We start from the raw sequence: 19,826 nt of genomic DNA on the forward strand, positions 1-19,826 counted from the left end.
TCAATCGCTGCTGCGTCCCAGCTTGGCGATGACCCAGCCGGCGGCCAGGGCGATGCCGAAGGAGGCCAGCGGGCGCTCGCGGATCAGTTCGGCGGCGCTGTCGATCAGGTCGCGGCCCTTTTCCACCAGCGCATCGACCTGCTCGCGCGCAGCTTCGCCACCGAACTCGGCGGCGCTCAGGCCGGCCAGCGCGCCGTCGGACAGCTCGGCCTTGGCCGTGGCCTTGCCCAGGCGCAGTTCGTCGCCGGCGACCGAAGCGGCGCCCTTGACCGCATCGCTGGCGGCGGAGGCGGCGGACTTGAGGTGTTCCCCGGCCTCACCGAGGGAGGACTTCATCTTGTTGGCGGCGTCGGACATGGCATTGGCTCCTGGATCGGGGTAGGACAACGAAGGTCGAGCCTACCCCAGGGCCGCATGAATGCCCTGTCAGCGCGACGCATGCGGCCCGTGACGGGACGGCCAGCATTCAGCGCATCAGCAGCGTGCCGTCCTCGCCGTCACGCAGCACGCGCAGCACCAGCTGCTGCGGCGGCTTGGCGAAGCTGCCGCGGAAGCTGGGCAGGTCGGCGAAGCGGCCGTTACTGCCTTCGATGATCACATCGCCGCTGCGCAGGCCATTGCTCCAGGCGCGGCTGCGCGGCTGCACCTGACCGACCTGCACGCCGCCGCTGACACCGTTGGCGCGCAGGGTCTGGCGCAGGGCCTCGTCGACCTCGTTGAAGGTCGCGCCCGACAGGCGCGGGTCCAGCTGCGCGCCGGGCAGATCGCGCTGCTGTTCCTTCAGGCCCACGCGCAGGCTCAGCGGCTTGCCGTCGCGGCGGATGTCCAGGGTGACCTGGCTGCCCACGCCCTGCAGGCCTTCGAAGTTGTGCAGCGCCGCGCTGTTGTCGATGCGCTGGCTGTTGGCCTGCAGCACCACGTCACCGGGCTTGAGCCCTGCGGCGGCCGCGCCCGAACCGGGGTAGACGCCCGTCACCAGCGCGCCGCGCGGCGTGTCCAGGCCCAGCGCGGTGGCCAGGCGCTGATCGACGTCCTGGGTGGTCACGCCCAGCGTGCCGCGCTTGACCACGCCCTTGTTGGTATAGAGCTGCTCGGCGATGTTGCGCGCCAGGTCGATCGGGATGGCGAAGCCCAGCCCGATGTTGCCGGCCATCGAGCCGGACGGATTGAAGCTGGCGGTGTTGATGCCCACCAGCTGGCCCTGCAGGTTGACCAGCGCGCCGCCCGAGTTGCCCGGGTTGATCGAGGCGTCGGTCTGGATGAAGTTCTGGTAGCCGGCCACCGGGATGCCGCTGCGGCCCACCGCCGAGACGATGCCCGAGGTCACCGTCTGGCCCAGGCCGTAGGGGTTGCCGACCGCCACGACGAAGTCGCCGACCTGCAGCCGGTCGCTGTCGCCCAGCGGGATCTGGGTCAGGTCCTTGGGCGGGATGCGGATCAGGGCCACGTCGGTGTCCGGGTCCGAACCGAGGAACTCGGCCTCCACCGTGCGCCCGTCGCTCAGCGTCACCGACACGCCGTCGGCGTTCTCCACCACGTGGTGGTTGGTGAGCACCAGGCCGCGCTGCGCATCGATGATCACGCCCGAGCCGAGCGCGCGCTGCACCCGTTCCTGCGGCATGTTGGGGATGCCGAACAGCCGGCGGAAGATCGGATCGTTGGCGAACGGCCCCAGCGGGCTGGCCACGCGCACGGTCTGGCGGCTGTAGACGCTCACCACCGCCGGGGTGACGCGCTTGAGCATCGGCGCCAGCGAGGGCAGCGCCTGGCCTTCCACCGCGGCCGGCAGCGCCGCGCCGGCGGCGGCGGCCGGCAGGATCGCCGAGGACGGCGGCCCATCCTCGCGCGCCAGCGCCGGATGGTCGAAGGTCTGGTACAGGCCAAGGGCGACGAAGCCGCCGAAGGCAGCGGCGGCGGTCAGGGTCAGCAGGGTCGGCAGTGGGCGCATACGGGTCGGGTGGCGATCGGCATGGAGGGACGCGCAGGGGCGTGCGGCATCGCGGCGAAGCGCCTGCGTCACCATCCCCGGCAACCTGAACGAGTGTGCTCAGCAGCCCCTAAACCGGCAATGAAACCGGCCTTTCCAGGCCCGGCGCGGGTTCCATGGAGGGCGGATTGTCAGTTCCACGCAAAGTGCGCGATCCGTGGTTGACAGCCCCCGGGGGGCGGACTAATTTCCATGGCTTGCGGCCCAAGATGTAGCGAAGTGGTCGCGCAATGGCCCCAAGCGGTAGGGTTTGCTTGGGTTTCCCGGCGCCAGTGGGGAAACGGCGCATGCATCAGGTGTGCAGGGGTCCGGAACGGGCCGTCACCACAATCTGTCCGACGTTTCAGTGCCTTGCCCCGGGCATGCGTGCGCACACGCCGCAGCTGACCGAAATTTCATCCATCTCGCTCGCGCGCCGGACTGGCGCGAGGGCCTTTCATCCATGACGGAGAGCTCCAATCCATGAGCACGGTGCGCCTTGAGGCGGTCAAGAAAGAAGAAGCGGCCCGCGTCATTCCGATGCAGCCCGCGTCCCTGGACATCTGGGACAAGAAGTACCGCCTGAAGAGCAAGTCCGGCGAGGCCATCGATGCCGACATCGACGGCACCTACCAGCGCGTGGCCCGCGCCCTGGCCGACGCCGAGCCGACCGCCGAGAAGCGCGCCTACTGGTACGAGCGCTTCGTCTGGGCGCTGCGCCGCGGCGCCATCCCGGCCGGGCGCATCACCTCCAACGCCGGTGCGCTGGAACACAAGCCGGCCACCAGCACGATCAACTGCACCGTCTCGGGCACCATCACCGATTCGATGGACGGCATCCTGGAGAAGGTCCACGAGGCCGGCCTGACCCTCAAGGCCGGCTGCGGCATCGGCTACGAGTTCTCCACGCTGCGGCCCAAGGGCGCCTTCGTCGCCGGCGCCGGCGCCTACACCTCCGGCCCGATGTCCTTCATGGATATCTTCGACAAGATGTGCTTCACCGTGTCCAGCGCCGGCGGGCGCCGCGGCGCGCAGATGGGCACCTTCGACGTGTCGCATCCGGACGTGAAGGACTTCATCCGCGCCAAGCGCGAGGACGGCCGCCTGCGCCAGTTCAACCTGTCGCTGCTGATCACCGACGGCTTCATGCAGGCGGTGGAGCAGGATGCCGACTGGCCGCTGGTGTTCCCGCTCAACAGGAAGGAACAGGACGACATCGACCTGACCGACGCCGCCAAGGTGATCTGGCGCGAGTGGCCCAACGCCGACCAGTACGTGCAGCGCGACGACGGCCTGGTGGCCTGCAAGGTGTACGGGCACATCCGCGCCCGCCACCTGTGGGACATGATCATGGTGTCCACCTACGACTACGCCGAGCCGGGCTTCATCCTGATCGACCGCGTCAACGAGATGAACAACAACTGGTGGTGCGAGAACATCCGTGCGACCAACCCCTGCGGCGAGCAGCCGCTGCCGCCCTACGGCGCCTGCCTGCTGGGCTCGATCAACCTGACCACCTTCGTGCGCGACCCTTTCACCGAGCAGGCGCGCTTCGACTGGGAGGAATACAAGGAAGTCGTGCGCGTGTTCACCCGCATGCTCGACAACGTGGTCGAGGTCAACGGCCTGCCGCTGGAGCAGCAGCGCAACGAGATCCTGCGCAAGCGCCGCCACGGCATGGGCTTCCTCGGCCTGGGCTCCACCCTGACCATGCTGCGCATGAAGTACGGCAGCGCGGACTCGTGCGAGTTCACCGAGCAGATCGCCCGCGACATGGCCGTGGCCGGCTGGGAAACCGGTCTGGCGCTGGCCAAGGAGAAGGGCGCCGCCCCGATCATGGAGGAGCGCTTCGAGGTGACCCCGGCGATGCTGCGCCAGCGCCCGGAAATGGAGAAGGACGGCTGGCGCGTGGGCCAGCAGATCGAAGGCAAGGTGCTGCACGCCAGGTACAGCCGCTACATGCAGCGGGTGGCCTCGGTCGCGCCGGAGCTGGTGGACGAGCTGGCCGAGGTCGGCGCGCGCTTCACCCACCACAGCTCCATCGCCCCCACCGGCACCATCTCGCTGAGCCTGGCCAACAACGCCTCCAACGGCATCGAGCCCTCCTTCGCCCACCACTACAGCCGCAACGTGATCCGCGAGGGCAAGAAGTCCAAGGAGAAGGTGGACGTGTTCTCCTACGAGCTGCTGGCCTACCGCGAGCTGGTCAACCCCAAGGCCATGCCGTTCTCCGAGGATGCCCAGGCCAGGCTGCCGGACTACTTCATCGCCGCCGACGACATCAGCCCCAAGGAGCATGTCGACGTGCAGGCCGCCGCGCAGAAGTGGGTGGACAGCTCGATCTCCAAGACCGCCAACGTGCCCACGGACTATCCCTACGAGCAGTTCAAGGATATCTACCGCTACGCCCACCAGCAGGGCCTGAAGGGCTGCACCACCTTCCGCTTCAACCCGGCCGCATTCCAGGGCGTGCTGGTCAAGGAGGCGGACCTGGAGAACACCACCTACCGCTTCGAGCTGGAGGACGGCTCCTTCGTCGAGGTCAAGGGCAACGAGCAGATCGAATACGACGGCGAGATGCACACCGCCGCCAACCTGTTCGACGCGCTCAAGGAAGGGTATTACGGCAAGTTCTGAGACGCCGCGCGCGCCGGCCCATACCGGCGCGCGCGACGGCGGGAACCGCCTGCGCCGCCCCGCAGCACGGCGCAGGCTGGGCACCACGGCTGCACTGGCATCGTCTTGGCATCCCCTACGAGCCCTGATGGAGGGCACATGAGCACAGGAACGGAAATCTCGGCGACGCTTTCCGAAGCCGCCGAAAGTGTGAAGGAAAAGACCAGCGAGCTCGCCACCACCGTGGCCGAGGCCGCTTCGCATGCCGCCGACACCGTCGCCAAGCGCGCGGCCACGGTGAAGAAGTCCGCCAGCAAGGTCCTGGACAAGGCCAGGAAGGCCGTGACCAAGCGCACCAGCAAGGTCACCAAGGCCGTGAAGAAGACCGTGGCCAGCACCAAGCAGAAGCTGGCCACCGCCAGCACCACCGCCAAGGCCGAGGCCGCCGCGCTGAAGGCCAAGGGCGTGGGCAAGAAGGTCGCCGCCAAGAAGGCCGCAAAGAAAGTGGCCAGGAAGGCACCGGCCAAGCGGCTCGCCGCCAAGCCAGCGGTGAAGAAGGCCGCCGCCAAGAAGGTTGCGGTCAAGAAGGCCGTCAAGAAAGCCGCGGTAAAAAAGGCGCCGGCCAAGAAAGCCGCCGTCAAGAAAGCGCCCGCCAAGAAAGCGGTGAAGAAAGCCGTCAAGAAAGTCGTCAAGAAAGTCGCCAAGAAAGTCGCCAAGAAAGCGAAGTAACCCGCAGCACCGCCCTGGCCGCGCACCGGCCAGGGCACGCCGCCTGAGCGCGCCTACTGGCGCACGGCGGTGTCCTCCCATCTCAACGCAGTACCGCATCCAGGACCCAAGGCCATGGCCGTCAAGATCGACAAGAAAATCAAGGGCTACAGCGTGCTCACCCCGGAAGACAAGGCGCGCCAGGCCGCCGCGCCGGTGCCCGCCGAGTCCGTCAGCCGCGCCACCGCCGAGGCCGAGCTGCCCGTGGCCGAAGTCATCCAGATGCACGAGCGCATCGAGCGCCCCGACGTGCTGGTCGGCAGCACCTACAAGATCAAGTCGCCGATGGTCGAGCACGCCATGTACGTGACCATCAACGACATCGTCCTCAACGCCGGCACCGAGCACGAGCACCGTCGCCCGTTCGAGATCTTCATCAACTCCAAGTCGATGGAGCACTTCCAGTGGATCGTCGCGCTGACGCGCATCATGTCGGCCGTGTTCCGCAAGGGCGGCGACGTGACCTTCCTGGTGGACGAGATGAAGGCCGTGTTCGACCCGCGCGGCGGCTACTTCAAGGCTGGCGGCGTCTACATGCCCTCGCTGGTCGCCGAGCTCGGCGCCATCGTCGAGGAGCACATGAAGTCCATCGGCCTGATCCACGACCCGGAAATGTCCGAGCACCAGAAGGCGATCCTGGCCGAAAAGCGCAAGCAGTACGAAGACCGCTCAAAAAAAAACACTGACGTAACCGCCAGCGCCAAGCGCAGCGAGGCAGCCGCCCCCTCCCTTTCGCGCAGCGAAGGGGAGGGGCGGGGAGGGGTCGCTCCTGCCTCTGCCTCCACTTCCGCCCTCATCCCCAACAGCACCGCCGACCACGTCGAGGACATCGAAGTCGCCGGCGACGGCGCCAGCTTCCCGCCCTCGGCCAGCATGTGCCACAAGTGCAACACCAAGGCCATGGTGATCATGGATGGGTGTCAGACGTGTTTGAATTGTGGGTATTCGAAGTGCGGGTGAGAAATATGACAGGACGTGATCGATGATTAGCTACTCAACGCACTTTCCTCTGAAGCAAGGTGTAAGTGTTGACGACGTTATAAAGCTTGGGCACAAGTGGATTGCCGGAAGTCCACACTCAAAAATTGAATCTTCGACCTTGGATATTCCTGAGTGCAACGATGAGCGAGATTTTACTTGGGGCGAGGAGCGTGTATCGACGCTCATAGTTTCGGGTGCCGGAGACTGTACATCCGCTGGAATTCGTTACTCACAGATATCCGAAGAACAAATTGAGTGGATTACCACTCTTAGCTGCGCGCGCATCGGGGACAAACTCTATGTGGCTGTTCAGGTATCTTGCGACAAGGACGGAGGAGTGCCTCGTTTACCGCCAGCTAGAAAGCCCCATCTTATTAAGATGCTTTTAGGGGAATTGGGGGGCGGAGATGATGGCGATATCCCCGTGGCCGACAAACCTATTCCTTTGCCTGAGTCAAGTCCAGAAGTTGCTGCTGCGCTAATGACGGGCGAGGCTCATAATTCTCTGCCGATAATTTATATTAGCCGCGGATACGACGAGCGTTTGGGGGTGGATCCAGAGCGACTCGTGAGATTTGTTTCTGGCGCTGCGCACGTCATCTGTGAGCCAAGCCGCAAGTTCTCTCTTTCCCTGCGAGCGTTGGTAGGTCGATCCGCTGTCTACGGAGGCAACATCGGTATCTACTGGCCCGATGGCGCGGAGCGATGGAATTTCTTTCCTACGCCTGGTGAGAATCCAAAGGACCTGATTCTTGATATCTGGAGATCGATAAGGACGGCGTCTGTTAATCGTCGCGTGCCCTCTAAATTGAGTTGGCTCTATCTAAAAGAGCAGCTCGCAAAATACAGAATCGAGCTTGTTCGGAGTCAAGGGAATGCTGACGTAGATGCTTATACAAAAGCTTTTGATGACGAGATTTCTGCAAAACAGGATCGGATTGATGAGCTCGAAAGGGATCTTGCGAAAGCGCTTTCTGTGAATAATAGGCCTCAGGGCGCCGCGGCGGGAGGCGAGCTTCTTAAATCCGGCATAGAGCGCGACTTCTACGAGAATGAGACAATCGATGTTTTGATCGATGCGCTTGAACGATATAAGGACTCGATTGTTCCCGAAAGCCGAAGGATGCATTTGGTTAATTCGATTCTCCAAGTAAATTCGAGACGGGGAAATGGAGATCGTATTAATTCAGAAATTAAGGAAGCCCTGCGCTCTTACAAGGATATGGACCGAGCAACAAGGAAGATCCTTGAAGAGTTTGGATTCTCAATTTCTGATGACGGGAAGCACTACAAAGCGATTTATCAAGATGATGGGCGATATGCGTTCACCTTTGCTAAGACGGCGAGCGACCATCGAGCCGGGCTGAATATGGCCGGCGAGATATCGAGAAAAATTTTCTGATCGGACGCCATTAAGTGATAAAGGATCGAAACAGGGGTCAGAGTACAGTTTTCAGCGATTCCCCAGAGTGAGTCCTTGATAGCAACCCACGCCACCTGAGGATCTCGCTGCGAGAACAGGATCAGAGTGCGCCAAGACGGCGGCGCACTCTGCCAAGTGATAGCTAAAAAATCATTCAAGCCGAAGCCACTTTGCGGCTTGGCTTAACTACAGTGTCTGGCCGCAAATGGAAAATCCTTACAAGCCTCCACAGGCGGTGCTATCACCCGCCCCAAGAATTTGGCGCTTCGGCCATTCGTTCGCGGCGTTTGCTTCCGGACTACTGGTGACGCCATCGGCCGTTTACCGTACGGCCTGCCTCCTGTTTCCCGACGTTCCGCTTGCTCGAGGCAACTCCACATTCTGGGGTACGGTGACCTTGGGCAGCATGTTGGCCGCCGCGTTGGTCTATCGGTACAAGCGTATTTCCCTGTGGCTCGCTGCGATGGTTGGAGCCGTCGTCGTGCTTATGTTGGCCCTTGCGCCTGCTGTATGGTCAGAGGTGCTGGATACAGCCTGACAGTTCATTCATGCTGAGCACGCCTCGCGGCCCGGCTCAATTCGGCGAAGCGGGGAATAGGGGTCAGAGCGCGATTTTGGTCGCAGGACAAAAGGGTCAGAGTGCAGTCTTGCTCGTAAGCGACGGGATCCGGCTCGTGCTTGCGTGACAGTGAAACCGCACTCTCACTCCTTTTTTTGCTATCCAGCCAAACGGCGGCGCAAGCTGTACTCGAGCCTGCAGTCCACTGACATTGAGCAAAGCTGAAGCCTTGCAGCTTGCGGGGTTGCTCAATGACGCCGCCGGACTGCCTTCTGAAAGAAACCAACGCTACAGTGCCTGCCTTGGGATCAACGGGGTCGGGCGGAACCTGGCCTTCCATCAACGCATCACATGCAAGGAGATCATCGTGGGCACTTGGGGCAATGGATCGTTTGAGAATGATGACGCGGCTGACTTCATGGCCGACCTCACTGAGGTTGCTGACCTGAGCCTGGTCAGTGACGCACTGGCCACCGTGCTCGCGGCCGAGGATTACCTGGAGGCGCCCGAGGCGTGCTTGGGCATCGCAGCGGCCGAAGTGGTCGCCGCCGCGGCCGGCCGGCCGACGGCCGCCGCTCAGGAGGAAGAAGAACTGACCGAGTGGCTGGCCCGGATCGCACCGGAGGTGAGCCCGGGCCTCGTCAAGCAGGCCATCCAGGCGCTCGACCGGATCGTCGGCGAGCAGTCCGAGCTGCGCGAGTTGTGGGAAGAGGTGGATGAAGCCGACGCATGGCAGGCCACCGTGAGGGCGTTGAAGGCGAAGCTGCAGGGTTAAGCGCGGCACGACGGCTCGTACCGGGTGCACGGGCGATTTTCCCATCCACGACGTGACGGGACAGGCCGCATTCGCTTGTTCTCTATGAGCAGCCTGACTTCTGGGCCGGTCTACCCGCCCGCCGCCGGGCGAAATAGGGGGCAGCGTACAGTTGCCTGCCCGAGCGAGGAAATTGGTCTCGTGCTTGGGCACGGATGAAACTGAAACATAAAGTGCACTCTGACTCTTACTTTTCCCTGACTCTTGTTCTTCCCAGCGTCCTGAGGTGGATTCAGCGCTTGGGACCCTGCCAAGTAGCTACGTCTGCCGCCAACTATGCCAATCTTCTTCGATGCTATTTTTCTGATTTCATTGGCCGCCATGGTTGTGGTGTATCCGATGTACTTCGTGCAGCTGTCTGCCTTCGGAAAGATCATGCTGCGCGACCATCCGGACCTGCTCCACGGACGCGGCAAAGATAGCACGGCAATTTATGCGCTTCTTAAGAAGGTAAAAGACGATGAACTCGACGGGGTCGCCCTTTCGCCAGAGGCCTTGCTCGCATATTCCAGCGCCAAACGGTTGCTCTACGTTGGAGTGACCCTATTTCTCATGGTGCTGTCTATAGGCCTTACGGACGCACTGCTTAGCAAGCAGGGCTAGCAGTGCCAAGTCCCCTTCGATAACGCTTCCGATGCTCCCTAAGAATATTCCTGGCAGGAAAAGATGTTTTGCGCCGTGGGCGCTCCTTGTTGGGCTGCTCCCGGTGGTGACAAGTTGCGCATCGGTCAATGGATTCGCTTGGAATTACGAGATCCCGTCATTCGCTGACCGTGTAGGGATGCATGGCTGCGCGATATCAGTTCCTTTGACTTCGAACCAAGTTCTCGAAGGCTCCAGGCTTATGGGGAACCTCTCTCCAGAAACACATGGCGGATGGGTCAGCATGAAGGAAGCATTTCGGGAGGGGGATCAATTTCGGTATGTAAACTGTTCTGTAACAAAGGGTGCGATGGGGACAGACTTCTTTGTTTTGCTTCGAAACGATGTGGTTGTCTCGAAGTTTACTCCGATGATTTATTGACTAAAATTTATAGAATAGAGAAGGCGTGTCGCGGCGTGGCCTTAACTCGGGCGACAGGTCTGATTCTTGGCTTCTAAAAATATTAAACAGACCCTGATTTATCGATGAACCAGCGCTCATCTAATTCTTGACGTGTGCCTTTTAACCGAAATAAACCCGAATGCACAGCCCATTAAAAAGAACACCAAGTACGAGTACGGAGGGGAATAGACCGACAGGTTGGCTCTCAGTAGCGAGATCGCGACGTCAAAACTTGCGGGCACTGCGGAAGCAAGCGTCCCTCCCCGAAGTGTTGCAGCAATCGAACTGAATCTTTTCATTTATTAGGATTTTCCGTAATGTGGGGTGACAGGGTCAAAGTGCGGTTTCCTAAGCGAGAGACGAGCTCGGGCCCGGGCTTTTGCGAACATGGAACTGAACTCTGCTTCCTATTGGATCCCTGAAGTATGTCGCTTAGCCGATACCCCAGAACGCGTCCTTGACCGCATCCCAGAGCTGCTTGAGTGTCTTGCTGCGGCCGCGCGAGAAGGCGAGCCGAATCCACTGCACCAGCAGCGCAACAACAAGCGCGGCGAACACCAGAAGACCCAAGGCCTCCCTCAATAGAAACGTAGCGGCGGCCAAGGCTGCCAGTAGCCCGAGAACCGCCAGGTCTGTCTTTAGCGTGCTTGGCGATGACGTTGGTCCCATGGCACCTAAGATCTGAGTTAACCGAGATGCGAACCGGCGTCGGCTCGGACGCAGTGTCAGCCTGCTTGCCCCACCGCCCAGTAACCGGCGAGTGCGAACCCAGCCGCAAGCTGCAGACCGAGAAGACATCCGACGCCGATGCGGACAGTGCCTTGCTGGGTGCGGCGGACCACATAGCCAAGCGCCAGCGTGACCATGAAGCCGACGGTCCAGGCGAACCAGGCGATGCCCTTGCCAACGCAACCGAAGCTCTCGCAGTACATCCGCCAGAGCATGACGGCGCTGATGGCCAGTGCGAGCAAGGCCAGCGCGTAAACGCCTGCCATGACAACAGCCAGAACGCGGCGCTTTTTTGACGGAATCTCAACTATCGCCATTGTCGGTCCAAACGCTTGAACTGAACCGAGCAGCGAAGCCGCGTCGGCTTAGACGAATTGTCAGGTGCCCATCGGGAAGAACGTGAATCCCGCGCCTGAGACGCGACCGGGCTCGGACAGCACCTCTTCAATCTTCTCAAAGAATATCTGAGCGTTTTCCGAGCGCTCCTCGGCCGCGACCGAATTCAAGATTGGATCCTCGCGGAGCAGGCCGAGTGCCAACATTTCAGCTTCCACTGGCGATTCAGCATCGACCCAGCGCGTCGTGTAGAAGCCCACGGGTTCGCCTTGACGCGAGAGCGAGCCTGGAAAATTTTCACCGCGGATGAAACAGCGAAAGACTGGCATGAGCGCTCAACTGTTACTGATCCGCGCGATCGGCGAGTTGCCGCGATTGTTCGGATTCGCGCTCAGGCCTGTCAAGCAATTTTCCTTGGCGATAGCAGTGGCTTACAGGCTGTGCCGAGCTGCCTGGAAGCCTCCGAAACACGCGCCCGACGGCTTGGGCCACAAGCGGGCTAGACTTCGGCGCAAATCAACCCGGGGAAACAGGATGACCAGTCACAGAAGCTTGCGCGCCGCGCTGCTTTCAGTCGCGCTCGTGTTCGGCGCCGCCCAAGCCAAAGAGCCACCGCTGCCGCAGCCACAGGCCAGCCTGCTCGCCAGCATCTCCGCCGACGCGATGCGTGGGGATCTGTCCTTCCTTGCGTCCGATGCGCTGGAGGGGCGGGGCACGCCGTCGCGGGGGCTGGATCTGGCGGCCGAGTACATCGCGGCGCAGTTCCGGGGCGCGGGGCTGGAGCCGTTGGGCGATGACGGGTATTTCCAGACGGCGGACTGGCGGCAGATCGCGCCGGAGAAGGAGCGGGCGAAGTTCGCCGATGCGCCGGAGCCGTTGATCGTGCGCAACGTGGTGGGTGTGCTGCGCGGTTCGGATCCGGTGTTGAGCAAGACCTATGTGCTGGTCACGGCGCATTACGATCACCTGGGCATCCGCAAGGACAAGGGCGATGACCCGATCTTCAACGGGGCCAACGACGATGGCAGCGGCACGGTCTCGGTGATCGCGCTGGCGCGCGCCTTCGCCGCGCAGCAGGTGCGGCCCAAGCGCAGCATCGTGTTCATGACGGTGTTCGGCGAGGAGCACGGGCTGGTGGGCTCGCGCTACTACGGCGCGCATCCGCTGGTGCCGGTGGCCGACACGGTGGCCAACATCAACCTAGAGCAGGTCGGCCGCACCGACGACAGCGAGGGCCCGCAGGTGCGCGCGGCCGCGATCACTGGCGCGGACTACTCGCAAGTGGCCGATGTGCTGCGCAAGGCGGGCGAGGCCACCGGCATCCGCATGACCAAGCATCCGGTCAACAGCGACCGCTACTTCGCCTTCAGCGACAACCAGGCGCTGGCCGACCTGGGCGTGCCGGCGCACACCATCAGCGTGGCCTACGCCTTCCCCGACTATCACGGCCCGGCCGACACCTGGGACAAGATCGACTACACCAACATGGCCGCCATCGACCGCACTGTCGCCCTGGCCGTGTGGACCATCGCCAACGACCCGAAGGCGCCGCGCTGGAACGCCGACAACCCCAAGGCCGCCAAGTACGTCGAGGCCGCGCGCAAGCTGCACGGGGTGCGGGACGCCGGGCGCTGATCGGAGCGCGCGCGTTCGCGTCGCACCACCTCGATGCGGCGGCCGCAGCGCGCGCGGAGGTCGGCTCCGCGCGGTGTTGACACCGGCTACGGGGCGGAGCAACGTCGATTCCGAGAGCCTGGACACGTCCCGGCGCGCGCTGCCCGGGCTTGAGCCTGTGGCCCCGCGCCTGCGGCCTGGCAGGGATACCCGATGCGAAGCGGGCGTCGTGGGCGGTCGCGCCGGCCCCGCAACGGATGCACCTGCCGGCACGCCGTGGCGTCCGGTCTCCCGCCTTCCGTCCGTTGGTCATGACGGGCGGTCACCCACGATGCTAAGGAGAGCACGATGACGGAATCGACGTTCGACGATCAGGGCAGGAAGGACGCTCCGCTGCCCGAGGACAGCCAGCAGCAGCTGCGCCAGGTGGGCAGCCAGCTGCGATTGCTGGCGCGGCTGGCGCGGCCACGCCCCGGCGGCAAGCCGCGGAAGCAGGCGCCCGCCCTGGGCGCGGCCGAACTGGCTTCCAGCCTGGACCAGCTGGCCGGGCAGGTGGAGGCCATCCTGCAGCGGATGTCATGGCCGGTGCAGACCGGCCCGGCGCCGGAGGCGGCCGCGGCCGATACAGCGGCCGAGGCCACCCGTGCGACGCCGGTCGAGGGCGCGCGCCTGGCCTTCGGCGCGACGATGGCGCAGCTGGACGCCCTGCAGCTGCTGGTCTCGAGCATCAAGGCCTTCGGCGATGCGGTGTTCGCCGAGCAGACGGCCGACTATGCGCAGGGCAGCGTGTCGATGCTGGGCTATGCGATCTTCAACCAGGCCAGCGAGGTGGCGGACCTGCTCACGGAGATCAGCGCGCAGCCGTTGCCGCACGGCGCTGGTGGGCTGGCGGTGCGGGAAGTCTCGGGCGCGTATGGCGCCCGGCCCGGCCCGCTGTCGCACCGTGGCGATCCGGCCACCGCGCGGCTGCCTCGGGCCATGCCCCGGCTGCCGGAGGCGCCGGGGTGCACTGACGTTCGCGCCCCGCGATCGGTCGGAAGAGCGGCGGCCGAGGCCGCCGTTTCTGTTTATGGGCGCGCGGTGCTTGCCGGTGCGTTTCTGTGCTGCGTCCGGCAACAGGCGGGCCTGCGCGGCGTTCCTGCGCGGTGCGCGGATTCGACCTTGCGCGCGTGGACCAACGGTCCTCCCGCTTGCGGATCGGAATCGCCCACAGGTGCGGCGTGCTGGCATTGGAAGCCGCGTATGGCACGAAGCGCAGCGGCGTGCCCTGTGCTTGGCGCCTGTCTGCCGGCTTCGTTGCTCGGACGCAAGGCGGCGCCGGGCGGGTAGGCTAATCTCCCGTCGTACGCCACAGCCAAGGTTCCGCCATGCCCCTCCATCCCGACTTTCCCGTCGTCGAAGGCCATTACCCGCTCACGCCGGACTGGGCGATCACGCTGGACGCGCCGTACAACCGGCGCATCGAGGATGGCGACCTGGTGCTGTGGAACGAGCGCGTCACGGTGTGGATGACGATCTGGCACAACGATGGCGGCGCCAGCATCGAGGCGCGTCTGGATGACGTGCGCCAGCACCAGTCGCCCGAGGCGCACGACCTCGAGCAGGAACAGGTCGGCGACACGCTGTTCTACGCCTATCGCCTCGCCGAGGAGGTCGACGACCCGGACGATGCGCGCCAGCCGGGCTACTACGGCCACGCTTTCGCGGCCGACAGCCAGGTGCAGATGGCGGTGTACTTCGACGAGGAGGACGACGTGGCGGCGGCGCGCGCGCTGCATCGGAGCCTGGTGCACACCGGCGGCGGCGACGCAGTGGACTGAGGCGGCCCGAAGGCGGTATGCGGCGTCTCGCGGTGGCTAGGGTCGGCACGCAACAAGCTCCGCAGCTGGACATCGGCTTGTCGCCGGCAGATCGCCGAAGCCCTTGCACCTGCAGCCACGCAAGCAACCCACTGCCGTCGTTCCCGAGAAAGCGGGAACCCAGGGACGTTCGCGCGGAAGAGCCTCAAAGGCGCTGGATTCCCGCGTGCGCGGGAATGACGGATCTTCGAATGCTTCTTGTCCGTCCCGGCCGCAGCGTCCTGATGCTCCTCAGAACGTCGCCCTCACCTGCAGCCCCACCGCCAGCGCATCACCCGTGCGCCGGTAGCTGAACGTGCCCGGGTCGACGATGTACTGCAGGTCCGGGCGCAGCGTCAGCCATGGCCTGAGCTGCGCGGTGTAGGCCAGCTCGTACAGGGTCTCGGCATCGGTGAGCCGGGAGAGCGGTGCGTCGCCCGGGACGCCGGCATCGGCCAGTTCGATCCGCCGCGCCGTGCGCAGGGCATCGTTGACCTGGGCGCTTGCGTAGCCCAGCGCCAGGCGGTCGTGGCTCCGCGTGCCGATGCCTTGGTAGTAAAAGCCGGCCACGCGCCAGCGACTGATGGGCGAGCTCGCCTGGTCGGTGCGCATGAGCTCGCCGAACACGGTCAGGCCCCGCGCGGGATCGGCGGCCTCCGCGCTGACCTTCTGTTCGGCCAGCAGCCACGCGCCGTTGCGCCCGCTGACGCTGGCCGCGGTGCCCAGCCGCTGGGCGCGCGAGGTGTCGGCGTAGGCGCCCACCTGGTAGCTGCCGGGGTAGGAGCCGCCCGCGCCCGGGGTCCAGGCCAGTTCGAGCACGAACAGGGAGCCGGTCGTGCCGCTGGCGAAGGGACGGAATGCGGTGTGCACGTTGTTGCCGCGCAGCTGCGGATTGACCTGGAACCAGCCGCCGCGCAGGACCGTGCGCGCGCCCAGCGGCCAGCCGGTCTCGGTGCCCCAGCGCGCCACCGGGTAGTTGTACCAGCCGCTGTTGCCGGTCATCGACAGCGGGTGCGCGCACAGCGCCGAATTGATGAAATTGTTGCCGGCCGCCAGCAGGCCGAAGTGGCTGCCCATCGCGTAGAAGCCCAGCTTGAGGTAGCCGCCACCGGCGAAGCCGTAGTCGAAGCTGGCCTCGCTCAGCCGCGTATAGGTGCCGCCATAGACCTGCTGCAGGGCGAAGCGGTTGCCGACCAGATCGGCCGAGGCGCTGCGGCCGCGGCGATCGTTGAGCGTGAGATGGAACGCCCCGCCGCGCCAGCCGGCCAGCCGGTCCATGGCCAGGTCCATGCCCACGCGCAGCTGCTGCGCGTAGCGCGTGCCGCTCGTCCCATCGCCACTGTCGATCACCGCCACCGCCTCGCCGATGTAATCGCCGCGCAGCGCGACGCCGCGCGTGGCCCATTCCTCGCGCACGCCGCTCCAGTCGCCGGTCATGGTGGAGGCCTGCTCGGGCGCGGCATGGGCCCGCGCGCAGGCCAGCAGCGCGTACAGCACGACACAGGAGGAACGGCCGGGGGAATGCCGATGCATGGGCGAGTCAGCGAGCGTGGCGTCAGGGGAGATCGCGCGCGCATGGAGGCGCGTCGGTGCCGGGAGGCTTCAGGAGTTACGCCGTTCGGGGCGCAGCACCGCCACGGCGCTGCGTCACGCGGGCGAATGGCGCTGAAGCGCCTGGTACGTCATCCGGGGAGCGCCGCTCCAGTGCCGCGTCCCGCACCGGCCCGATCGCCGTTCCCGCGAACGCGGGACCCCAGCGACTTCCACAGGGAGGGTCCAAAGACCGGCGATTCCCGCTTGAACGGGAGACAGCTTTGCCGGCGCTCCTTGCCCCAAGTCCGAAAGCGCAAAAGCAGATCGCAGGGCATGCGCCGCAGGCGTCACGGCACTGCGGCCTGGTTCGCGCACCGCAGCGGGCCATCGGCGCGTGGTTGAAGGAAGATGGGCTTCTTTTGCGTGCCCGGGAGGCCGGCGATGTCGAAGGTCCGTGTCGAAGGTTTCACCCTGTCCCTGGATGGCTTCGCCGCAGGGCCGCGCCAGCGCCTGGAGGCGCCGATGGGCGAGGGCGCGCAGGACCTGCATCGCTGGCTGCGGGGGACGCGCACCTTCATGCAGACGCTGTTCGGCAAGGAGGGCGGCGGCACGGGGCTGGACGATGAGATCGCCGCGCGCGGGTTCGAGAACCTCGGCGCCTGGATCATCGGGCGCAACATGTTCGGGCCCGTCCGTGGCGAGTGGGGCGACGCGGACTGGCGCGGCTGGTGGGGCGACAACCCGCCGCATCATGTGCCGGTGTTCGTGCTGACCCACCACGCGCGGCCCAGCCTGCCGATGCAGGGCGGCACGGTCTTCCATTTCGTCACCGGCGGCATCCACGAGGCGCTGCGCCTGGCGCGCGAAGCGGCCGGCGCGCGCGACATCCGCATCGGGGGCGGCGCCGACACCGTGCGCCAGTATCTGCAGGCCGGCCTGATCGACCAGCTGCACCTGGCCATCGCGCCGACGCTGCTGGGCTCGGGCGAGCGCCTGTTCGACGGCGTGGACCTGACGGTCCCCGGCTACCGCTGTACCGGCTTCCGCGCCTCGGAGGAGGCGCTGCACGTGGTGCTGGAGCGGGGCTGACACGAAGCGCGCGGCCAGGTCTGCGCGGCGGGCGCTCTCCAGGGGACAGGTTGATCTCGCGGATCGGCAGCGCGCAGACTCCAGCGGCCACAGGAGCGTGGCATCGAAAGGGGATTCGCGTGAATCGATGGACAAGGGCCGCGGTACTCGCGGTGGCGACGGCACTGGCCGGCTGTGCGACCCACAACCGCGTGGTGGTGAACCCGGGGCACCAGACCGTGGTCAGGACGGCTTATGTGGTCCTGCATGGCGGCAACTCGGCGGATATGGATGCCCATGTCCAGCAGGAGCTCATGGCGCATGGAATCCAGGTCAAGGCGGGACCGGAAGTGCGCGAGGCGGGCACCGATGTCGTGGTCCGCTACACGGACAACTGGCGCTGGGACATGGCGATGTACCTGCGTTCGCTGGATATCCAGATCTACAACGCCTCCGGCACGCTGATTGCGAGCGGATCGTGGAAGAACTCGGCGCTGCATGGCTACCACTCGGCCGAGAAGGTCACCCGGCAGGTGATGGACGAGGTGCTCGCCAGGCTCGACGCGGGCTAGGGATTGCGGTGGCGTTCCGGCGTTGCCGGGCATCGCCGGCCGTGACATGGCCTACGCCGCCACGCCGCTAGAGTGCCGCGCGAGGATCGAACGCGGGCGAGGTGTGGGATGCAAGGTGTTTCCGGAAAGCGCCAGGTGCTGGGGCTGGTCGGCTGGCTGCTGCTGGCGTGCGTCGCCGGTGGCATCGGCGCGGCCGCGTCGGTGCGGGCGGCCGAGTTCTACGGGCAACTGGCGCAGCCGTCCTGGGCGCCGCCGGCGGCGGTGTTCGGCCCGGTGTGGAGCGTGCTGTACGTCCTAATGGGCATCGCGGCGTGGCTGGTCTGGCGACGCGGCGGCTGGGCCGCGCAGCGGCGGGCGTTGACCGTGTTCGTGGCGCAGCTGGCGCTCAATGCGCTGTGGAGCTGGCTGTTCTTCGGCTGGCACCTGGGCGCACTGGCGATGCTGGACATCGTCGTGCTGTGGGGGCTGATCGTCGTCACCGTGGTGATGTTCTGGCGCGCGCGGCCGCTGGCCGGCGCGCTGCTGCTGCCGTATCTGGCGTGGGTGAGCTTCGCCACTGCGCTCAACTACGCGGTGTGGCAGCTCAACCCGCAGGCGCTGGGGTGAACCGAGCGGGCGGTCCGGACACGATCGCCCGCAACATCGGCAGGCGTGCGACCAGCCGCGCGGCGTGCGCGGTTGGCCGACCCGACGCCGGCCTCAGAGACCCTTCAACAGGCCGCGCAGCAGCTTCTTGCCGGTGCTCTCCTTCTCCGCGGGCTGGGACGCGTCGCCGGCCGGCGTCTCCTGGCCCTGACCCATGCCGCCGAGGTCCATGCCCAGCACGGCGCTGGCGGTGGACTTGGTGCGCACGCGCACGTTCCACTCCGGTGCCCAGGGCTGTTTGGGATCGGCGGGTTTCGGCGGCCAGGTGAGGTTGGTCTCCGGGCCGTAGGCGATCATCGACAGCATTCCCGCGCCTGCCTCGCCGCCGTCCTTGAGGATGCCCTTGGGGATCTGGCAGCGCGTGGTATCCGGGCCCAGCAGCACCTTGTCCTTGACCCAGCGTTCCATGGTGGCGGCCGGCAGGAAATCGATCAGCCCGCCGCCCATGTCCGGCACCTCGGCACTGCTCCACAGCACCATGTCTTGGCCCTGCTTGGCCATGACGCTGATGAAGTAGGCGCCGGCACGCGCCACCGGCTGCCAGCTCAGGACGATGCCGTCGGCCGGCGCGCCCTGCTGCTGCAGGGCGATGTCGGGCATGAAGTCGGCCTGCGCGCCCAGGGTGAACTTCAGCGAGTCCGGCACGCCCTGGCCGGTGATGCGGTGCTCGCCCTGCAGCGAGGCGCCGCGCTCGGCCCGCCTGCGCGCCTTCTGGTTGGGCCACAGCGCATAGCTGGGGTCGGGCCGCACGTCGCGGTCGGGCGCGCGGCGCGATTCGACCGAACCGCTGGCCTCGGGCACGCCGTTGCGCATGCGCACCTGGATCACCCGCGGCTGGCCGGGGCCGATGCTGGCGCCGCAGCCCCAGTACACGAGCATGCGCGCCTCGGTGGCGTCCATTTGAGGGCCGTCGCCCTGCGCGTCTGGGATGGTGGCGCGCGTGGGCGGCAGCAGCGGCAGCGCGTCGCCCAGGCCCAGGCCGGCCGGGATCGCCTGTTGCGCGGGCAGGCCCGGCGCCAGGGTGTTGTGCAGGGCGATGTCGAAGTACAGCCCGCTCGCCCCGCCCGAGCGCGCGTCCGGATAGCCCAGGTCCTGCTTGCCGCCCAGCATCCCGGCCAAGCGTCCCAGCGCACCCATGTCGGGCATGCCGGCCATCCTGTGGGTGTCCACGTCGATGAAGACCTGAGTGGGTGCGACGGGCGCGGCGGCGCGGGTGGGCAGGGCCAGCAGCAGGCAGGCGGCGACGGCGGCGGGCAGGAGGCGGTGGCTGGACATGGGCGTTCCGGTGGCGTGCGTGTCCCGGATATGCGCGGAACGGG

19 protein-coding genes are annotated in these 19,826 nt (G+C 65.6%); 12 read left to right on the forward strand and 7 right to left on the reverse strand.

All coding sequences use genetic code 11. The annotated features are described in order from the left end of the window. A complete protein-coding gene (locus tag LAJ50_RS04065; RefSeq protein ID WP_130524469.1) occupies window positions 1–357 on the reverse strand; it encodes a hypothetical protein in 357 nt (118 codons plus the stop codon). Window positions 358–466: 109 nt separating this feature from the next. Beyond that, window positions 467–1,948, reverse strand: coding sequence for a Do family serine endopeptidase (locus tag LAJ50_RS04070; RefSeq protein ID WP_130550637.1), 1,482 nt, complete (start codon window positions 1,946–1,948; stop codon window positions 467–469). 501 nt (window positions 1,949–2,449) lie between these two features. On the opposite strand from LAJ50_RS04070, the gene LAJ50_RS04075 reads away from it, so the two are divergent. The 6 genes from LAJ50_RS04075 (at window position 2,450) to LAJ50_RS04100 (ending at window position 9,730) form a co-directional block, all read left to right on the forward strand. Then, the gene (locus LAJ50_RS04075; protein ID WP_138653142.1) at window positions 2,450–4,603 is read left to right on the forward strand and encodes an adenosylcobalamin-dependent ribonucleoside-diphosphate reductase; all 2,154 of its coding nucleotides are present in this window, start codon (window positions 2,450–2,452) and stop codon (window positions 4,601–4,603) included. Window positions 4,604–4,708: 105 nt separating this feature from the next. After that, a complete protein-coding gene (locus LAJ50_RS04080; protein WP_171044594.1) occupies window positions 4,709–5,311 on the forward strand; it encodes a hypothetical protein in 603 nt (200 codons plus the stop codon). Between the two features lie 114 nt (window positions 5,312–5,425). Further along, a complete protein-coding gene (locus LAJ50_RS04085; RefSeq protein ID WP_138653144.1) occupies window positions 5,426–6,310 on the forward strand; it encodes an NrdJb in 885 nt (294 codons plus the stop codon). 22 nt (window positions 6,311–6,332) lie between these two features. Further along, on the forward strand, window positions 6,333–7,733 hold the full coding sequence (locus LAJ50_RS04090; RefSeq protein ID WP_138653146.1) for a hypothetical protein: 1,401 nt from the start codon (window positions 6,333–6,335) through the stop codon (window positions 7,731–7,733). Between the two features lie 791 nt (window positions 7,734–8,524). Further along, window positions 8,525–9,088: a DUF4259 domain-containing protein gene (locus LAJ50_RS04095; protein WP_171044595.1), complete on the forward strand. Its 564-nt coding sequence runs from the start codon at window positions 8,525–8,527 to the stop codon at window positions 9,086–9,088. A 315-nt stretch (window positions 9,089–9,403) separates the two neighbouring features. Further along, window positions 9,404–9,730, forward strand: coding sequence for a hypothetical protein (locus tag LAJ50_RS04100; protein ID WP_138653150.1), 327 nt, complete (start codon window positions 9,404–9,406; stop codon window positions 9,728–9,730). An 874-nt stretch (window positions 9,731–10,604) separates the two neighbouring features. On the opposite strand, the gene LAJ50_RS04105 is transcribed toward LAJ50_RS04100, so the two are convergent. The 3 genes from LAJ50_RS04105 to LAJ50_RS04115 all read right to left on the reverse strand — a co-directional run bounded on the left by LAJ50_RS04105 (window position 10,605) and on the right by LAJ50_RS04115 (window position 11,497). Further along, window positions 10,605–10,742, reverse strand: coding sequence for a hypothetical protein (locus LAJ50_RS04105; RefSeq protein ID WP_171044596.1), 138 nt, complete (start codon window positions 10,740–10,742; stop codon window positions 10,605–10,607). 155 nt (window positions 10,743–10,897) lie between these two features. Then, on the reverse strand, window positions 10,898–11,167 hold the full coding sequence (locus tag LAJ50_RS04110) for a hypothetical protein (RefSeq protein ID WP_130550653.1): 270 nt from the start codon (window positions 11,165–11,167) through the stop codon (window positions 10,898–10,900). A gap of 111 nt (window positions 11,168–11,278) precedes the next feature. Continuing rightward, entirely contained in the window at window positions 11,279–11,497 is a 219-nt protein-coding gene (locus LAJ50_RS04115; RefSeq protein ID WP_130550654.1) for a hypothetical protein, read from the reverse strand. 274 nt (window positions 11,498–11,771) lie between these two features. Here LAJ50_RS04115 and LAJ50_RS04120 point away from each other — a divergent pair, with 274 nt between their 5' ends. The 3 genes from LAJ50_RS04120 to LAJ50_RS04130 all read left to right on the forward strand — a co-directional run bounded on the left by LAJ50_RS04120 (window position 11,772) and on the right by LAJ50_RS04130 (window position 14,671). Beyond that, a complete protein-coding gene (locus tag LAJ50_RS04120) occupies window positions 11,772–12,872 on the forward strand; it encodes a M28 family peptidase (protein ID WP_138653152.1) in 1,101 nt (366 codons plus the stop codon). A gap of 405 nt (window positions 12,873–13,277) precedes the next feature. After that, window positions 13,278–14,180 carry a hypothetical protein gene (locus tag LAJ50_RS04125; RefSeq protein WP_138653154.1) on the forward strand — a complete coding sequence of 301 codons (903 nt, stop codon included), beginning with the start codon at window positions 13,278–13,280 and terminating at the stop codon, window positions 14,178–14,180. A 38-nt stretch (window positions 14,181–14,218) separates the two neighbouring features. Beyond that, complete coding sequence (locus LAJ50_RS04130; protein WP_138653156.1) at window positions 14,219–14,671, forward strand: hypothetical protein; 453 nt, start codon at window positions 14,219–14,221, stop codon at window positions 14,669–14,671. Window positions 14,672–14,941: 270 nt separating this feature from the next. Here the strand turns inward: LAJ50_RS04130 and LAJ50_RS04135 are convergent, their stop codons facing one another. Further along, a complete protein-coding gene (locus LAJ50_RS04135; RefSeq protein WP_138653158.1) occupies window positions 14,942–16,222 on the reverse strand; it encodes a carbohydrate porin in 1,281 nt (426 codons plus the stop codon). A 441-nt stretch (window positions 16,223–16,663) separates the two neighbouring features. Between LAJ50_RS04135 and LAJ50_RS04140 the strand changes: the two genes are divergently transcribed. The 3 genes from LAJ50_RS04140 (at window position 16,664) to LAJ50_RS04150 (ending at window position 18,468) form a co-directional block, all read left to right on the forward strand. Next, complete coding sequence (locus tag LAJ50_RS04140; RefSeq protein ID WP_130550661.1) at window positions 16,664–17,311, forward strand: dihydrofolate reductase family protein; 648 nt, start codon at window positions 16,664–16,666, stop codon at window positions 17,309–17,311. 119 nt (window positions 17,312–17,430) lie between these two features. Continuing rightward, window positions 17,431–17,862 (forward strand): hypothetical protein, encoded by a 432-nt coding sequence (locus tag LAJ50_RS04145; RefSeq protein ID WP_138653160.1) that lies wholly within the window; start codon window positions 17,431–17,433, stop codon window positions 17,860–17,862. A 108-nt stretch (window positions 17,863–17,970) separates the two neighbouring features. Beyond that, on the forward strand, window positions 17,971–18,468 hold the full coding sequence (locus LAJ50_RS04150; protein WP_130550663.1) for a TspO/MBR family protein: 498 nt from the start codon (window positions 17,971–17,973) through the stop codon (window positions 18,466–18,468). 93 nt (window positions 18,469–18,561) lie between these two features. Here the strand turns inward: LAJ50_RS04150 and LAJ50_RS04155 are convergent, their stop codons facing one another. Then, window positions 18,562–19,782, reverse strand: a complete 1,221-nt coding sequence (locus tag LAJ50_RS04155) for a hypothetical protein (RefSeq protein ID WP_138653162.1) — start codon at window positions 19,780–19,782, stop codon at window positions 18,562–18,564. Between the last annotated feature and the right edge of the window lie 44 nt (window positions 19,783–19,826).

It is taken from the genome of Pseudoxanthomonas sp. X-1, assembly GCF_020042665.1.
GTDB lineage: Bacteria > Pseudomonadota > Gammaproteobacteria > Xanthomonadales > Xanthomonadaceae > Pseudoxanthomonas_A > Pseudoxanthomonas_A spadix_A.

What these genes read in the sequence shown, in the direction of transcription:
- LAJ50_RS04100 (WP_138653150.1), top strand. Translation starts at nt 9,404, where the DNA reads ATGCCAATCTTCTTCGATGCTATTTTTCTGATTTCATTGGCCGCCATG.
- LAJ50_RS04135 (WP_138653158.1), bottom strand. Translation starts at nt 16,222, where the DNA reads ATGCATCGGCATTCCCCCGGCCGTTCCTCCTGTGTCGTGCTGTACGCG.
- LAJ50_RS04150 (WP_130550663.1), top strand. Translation starts at nt 17,971, where the DNA reads ATGCAAGGTGTTTCCGGAAAGCGCCAGGTGCTGGGGCTGGTCGGCTGG.
- LAJ50_RS04085 (WP_138653144.1), top strand. Translation starts at nt 5,426, where the DNA reads ATGGCCGTCAAGATCGACAAGAAAATCAAGGGCTACAGCGTGCTCACC.
- LAJ50_RS04140 (WP_130550661.1), top strand. Translation starts at nt 16,664, where the DNA reads ATGTCGAAGGTCCGTGTCGAAGGTTTCACCCTGTCCCTGGATGGCTTC.
- LAJ50_RS04155 (WP_138653162.1), bottom strand. Translation starts at nt 19,782, where the DNA reads ATGTCCAGCCACCGCCTCCTGCCCGCCGCCGTCGCCGCCTGCCTGCTG.
- LAJ50_RS04070 (WP_130550637.1), bottom strand. Translation starts at nt 1,948, where the DNA reads ATGCGCCCACTGCCGACCCTGCTGACCCTGACCGCCGCCGCTGCCTTC.
- LAJ50_RS04090 (WP_138653146.1), top strand. Translation starts at nt 6,333, where the DNA reads ATGATTAGCTACTCAACGCACTTTCCTCTGAAGCAAGGTGTAAGTGTT.
- LAJ50_RS04110 (WP_130550653.1), bottom strand. Translation starts at nt 11,167, where the DNA reads ATGGCAGGCGTTTACGCGCTGGCCTTGCTCGCACTGGCCATCAGCGCC.
- LAJ50_RS04075 (WP_138653142.1), top strand. Translation starts at nt 2,450, where the DNA reads ATGAGCACGGTGCGCCTTGAGGCGGTCAAGAAAGAAGAAGCGGCCCGC.
- LAJ50_RS04130 (WP_138653156.1), top strand. Translation starts at nt 14,219, where the DNA reads ATGCCCCTCCATCCCGACTTTCCCGTCGTCGAAGGCCATTACCCGCTC.
- LAJ50_RS04065 (WP_130524469.1), bottom strand. Translation starts at nt 357, where the DNA reads ATGTCCGACGCCGCCAACAAGATGAAGTCCTCCCTCGGTGAGGCCGGG.
- LAJ50_RS04120 (WP_138653152.1), top strand. Translation starts at nt 11,772, where the DNA reads ATGACCAGTCACAGAAGCTTGCGCGCCGCGCTGCTTTCAGTCGCGCTC.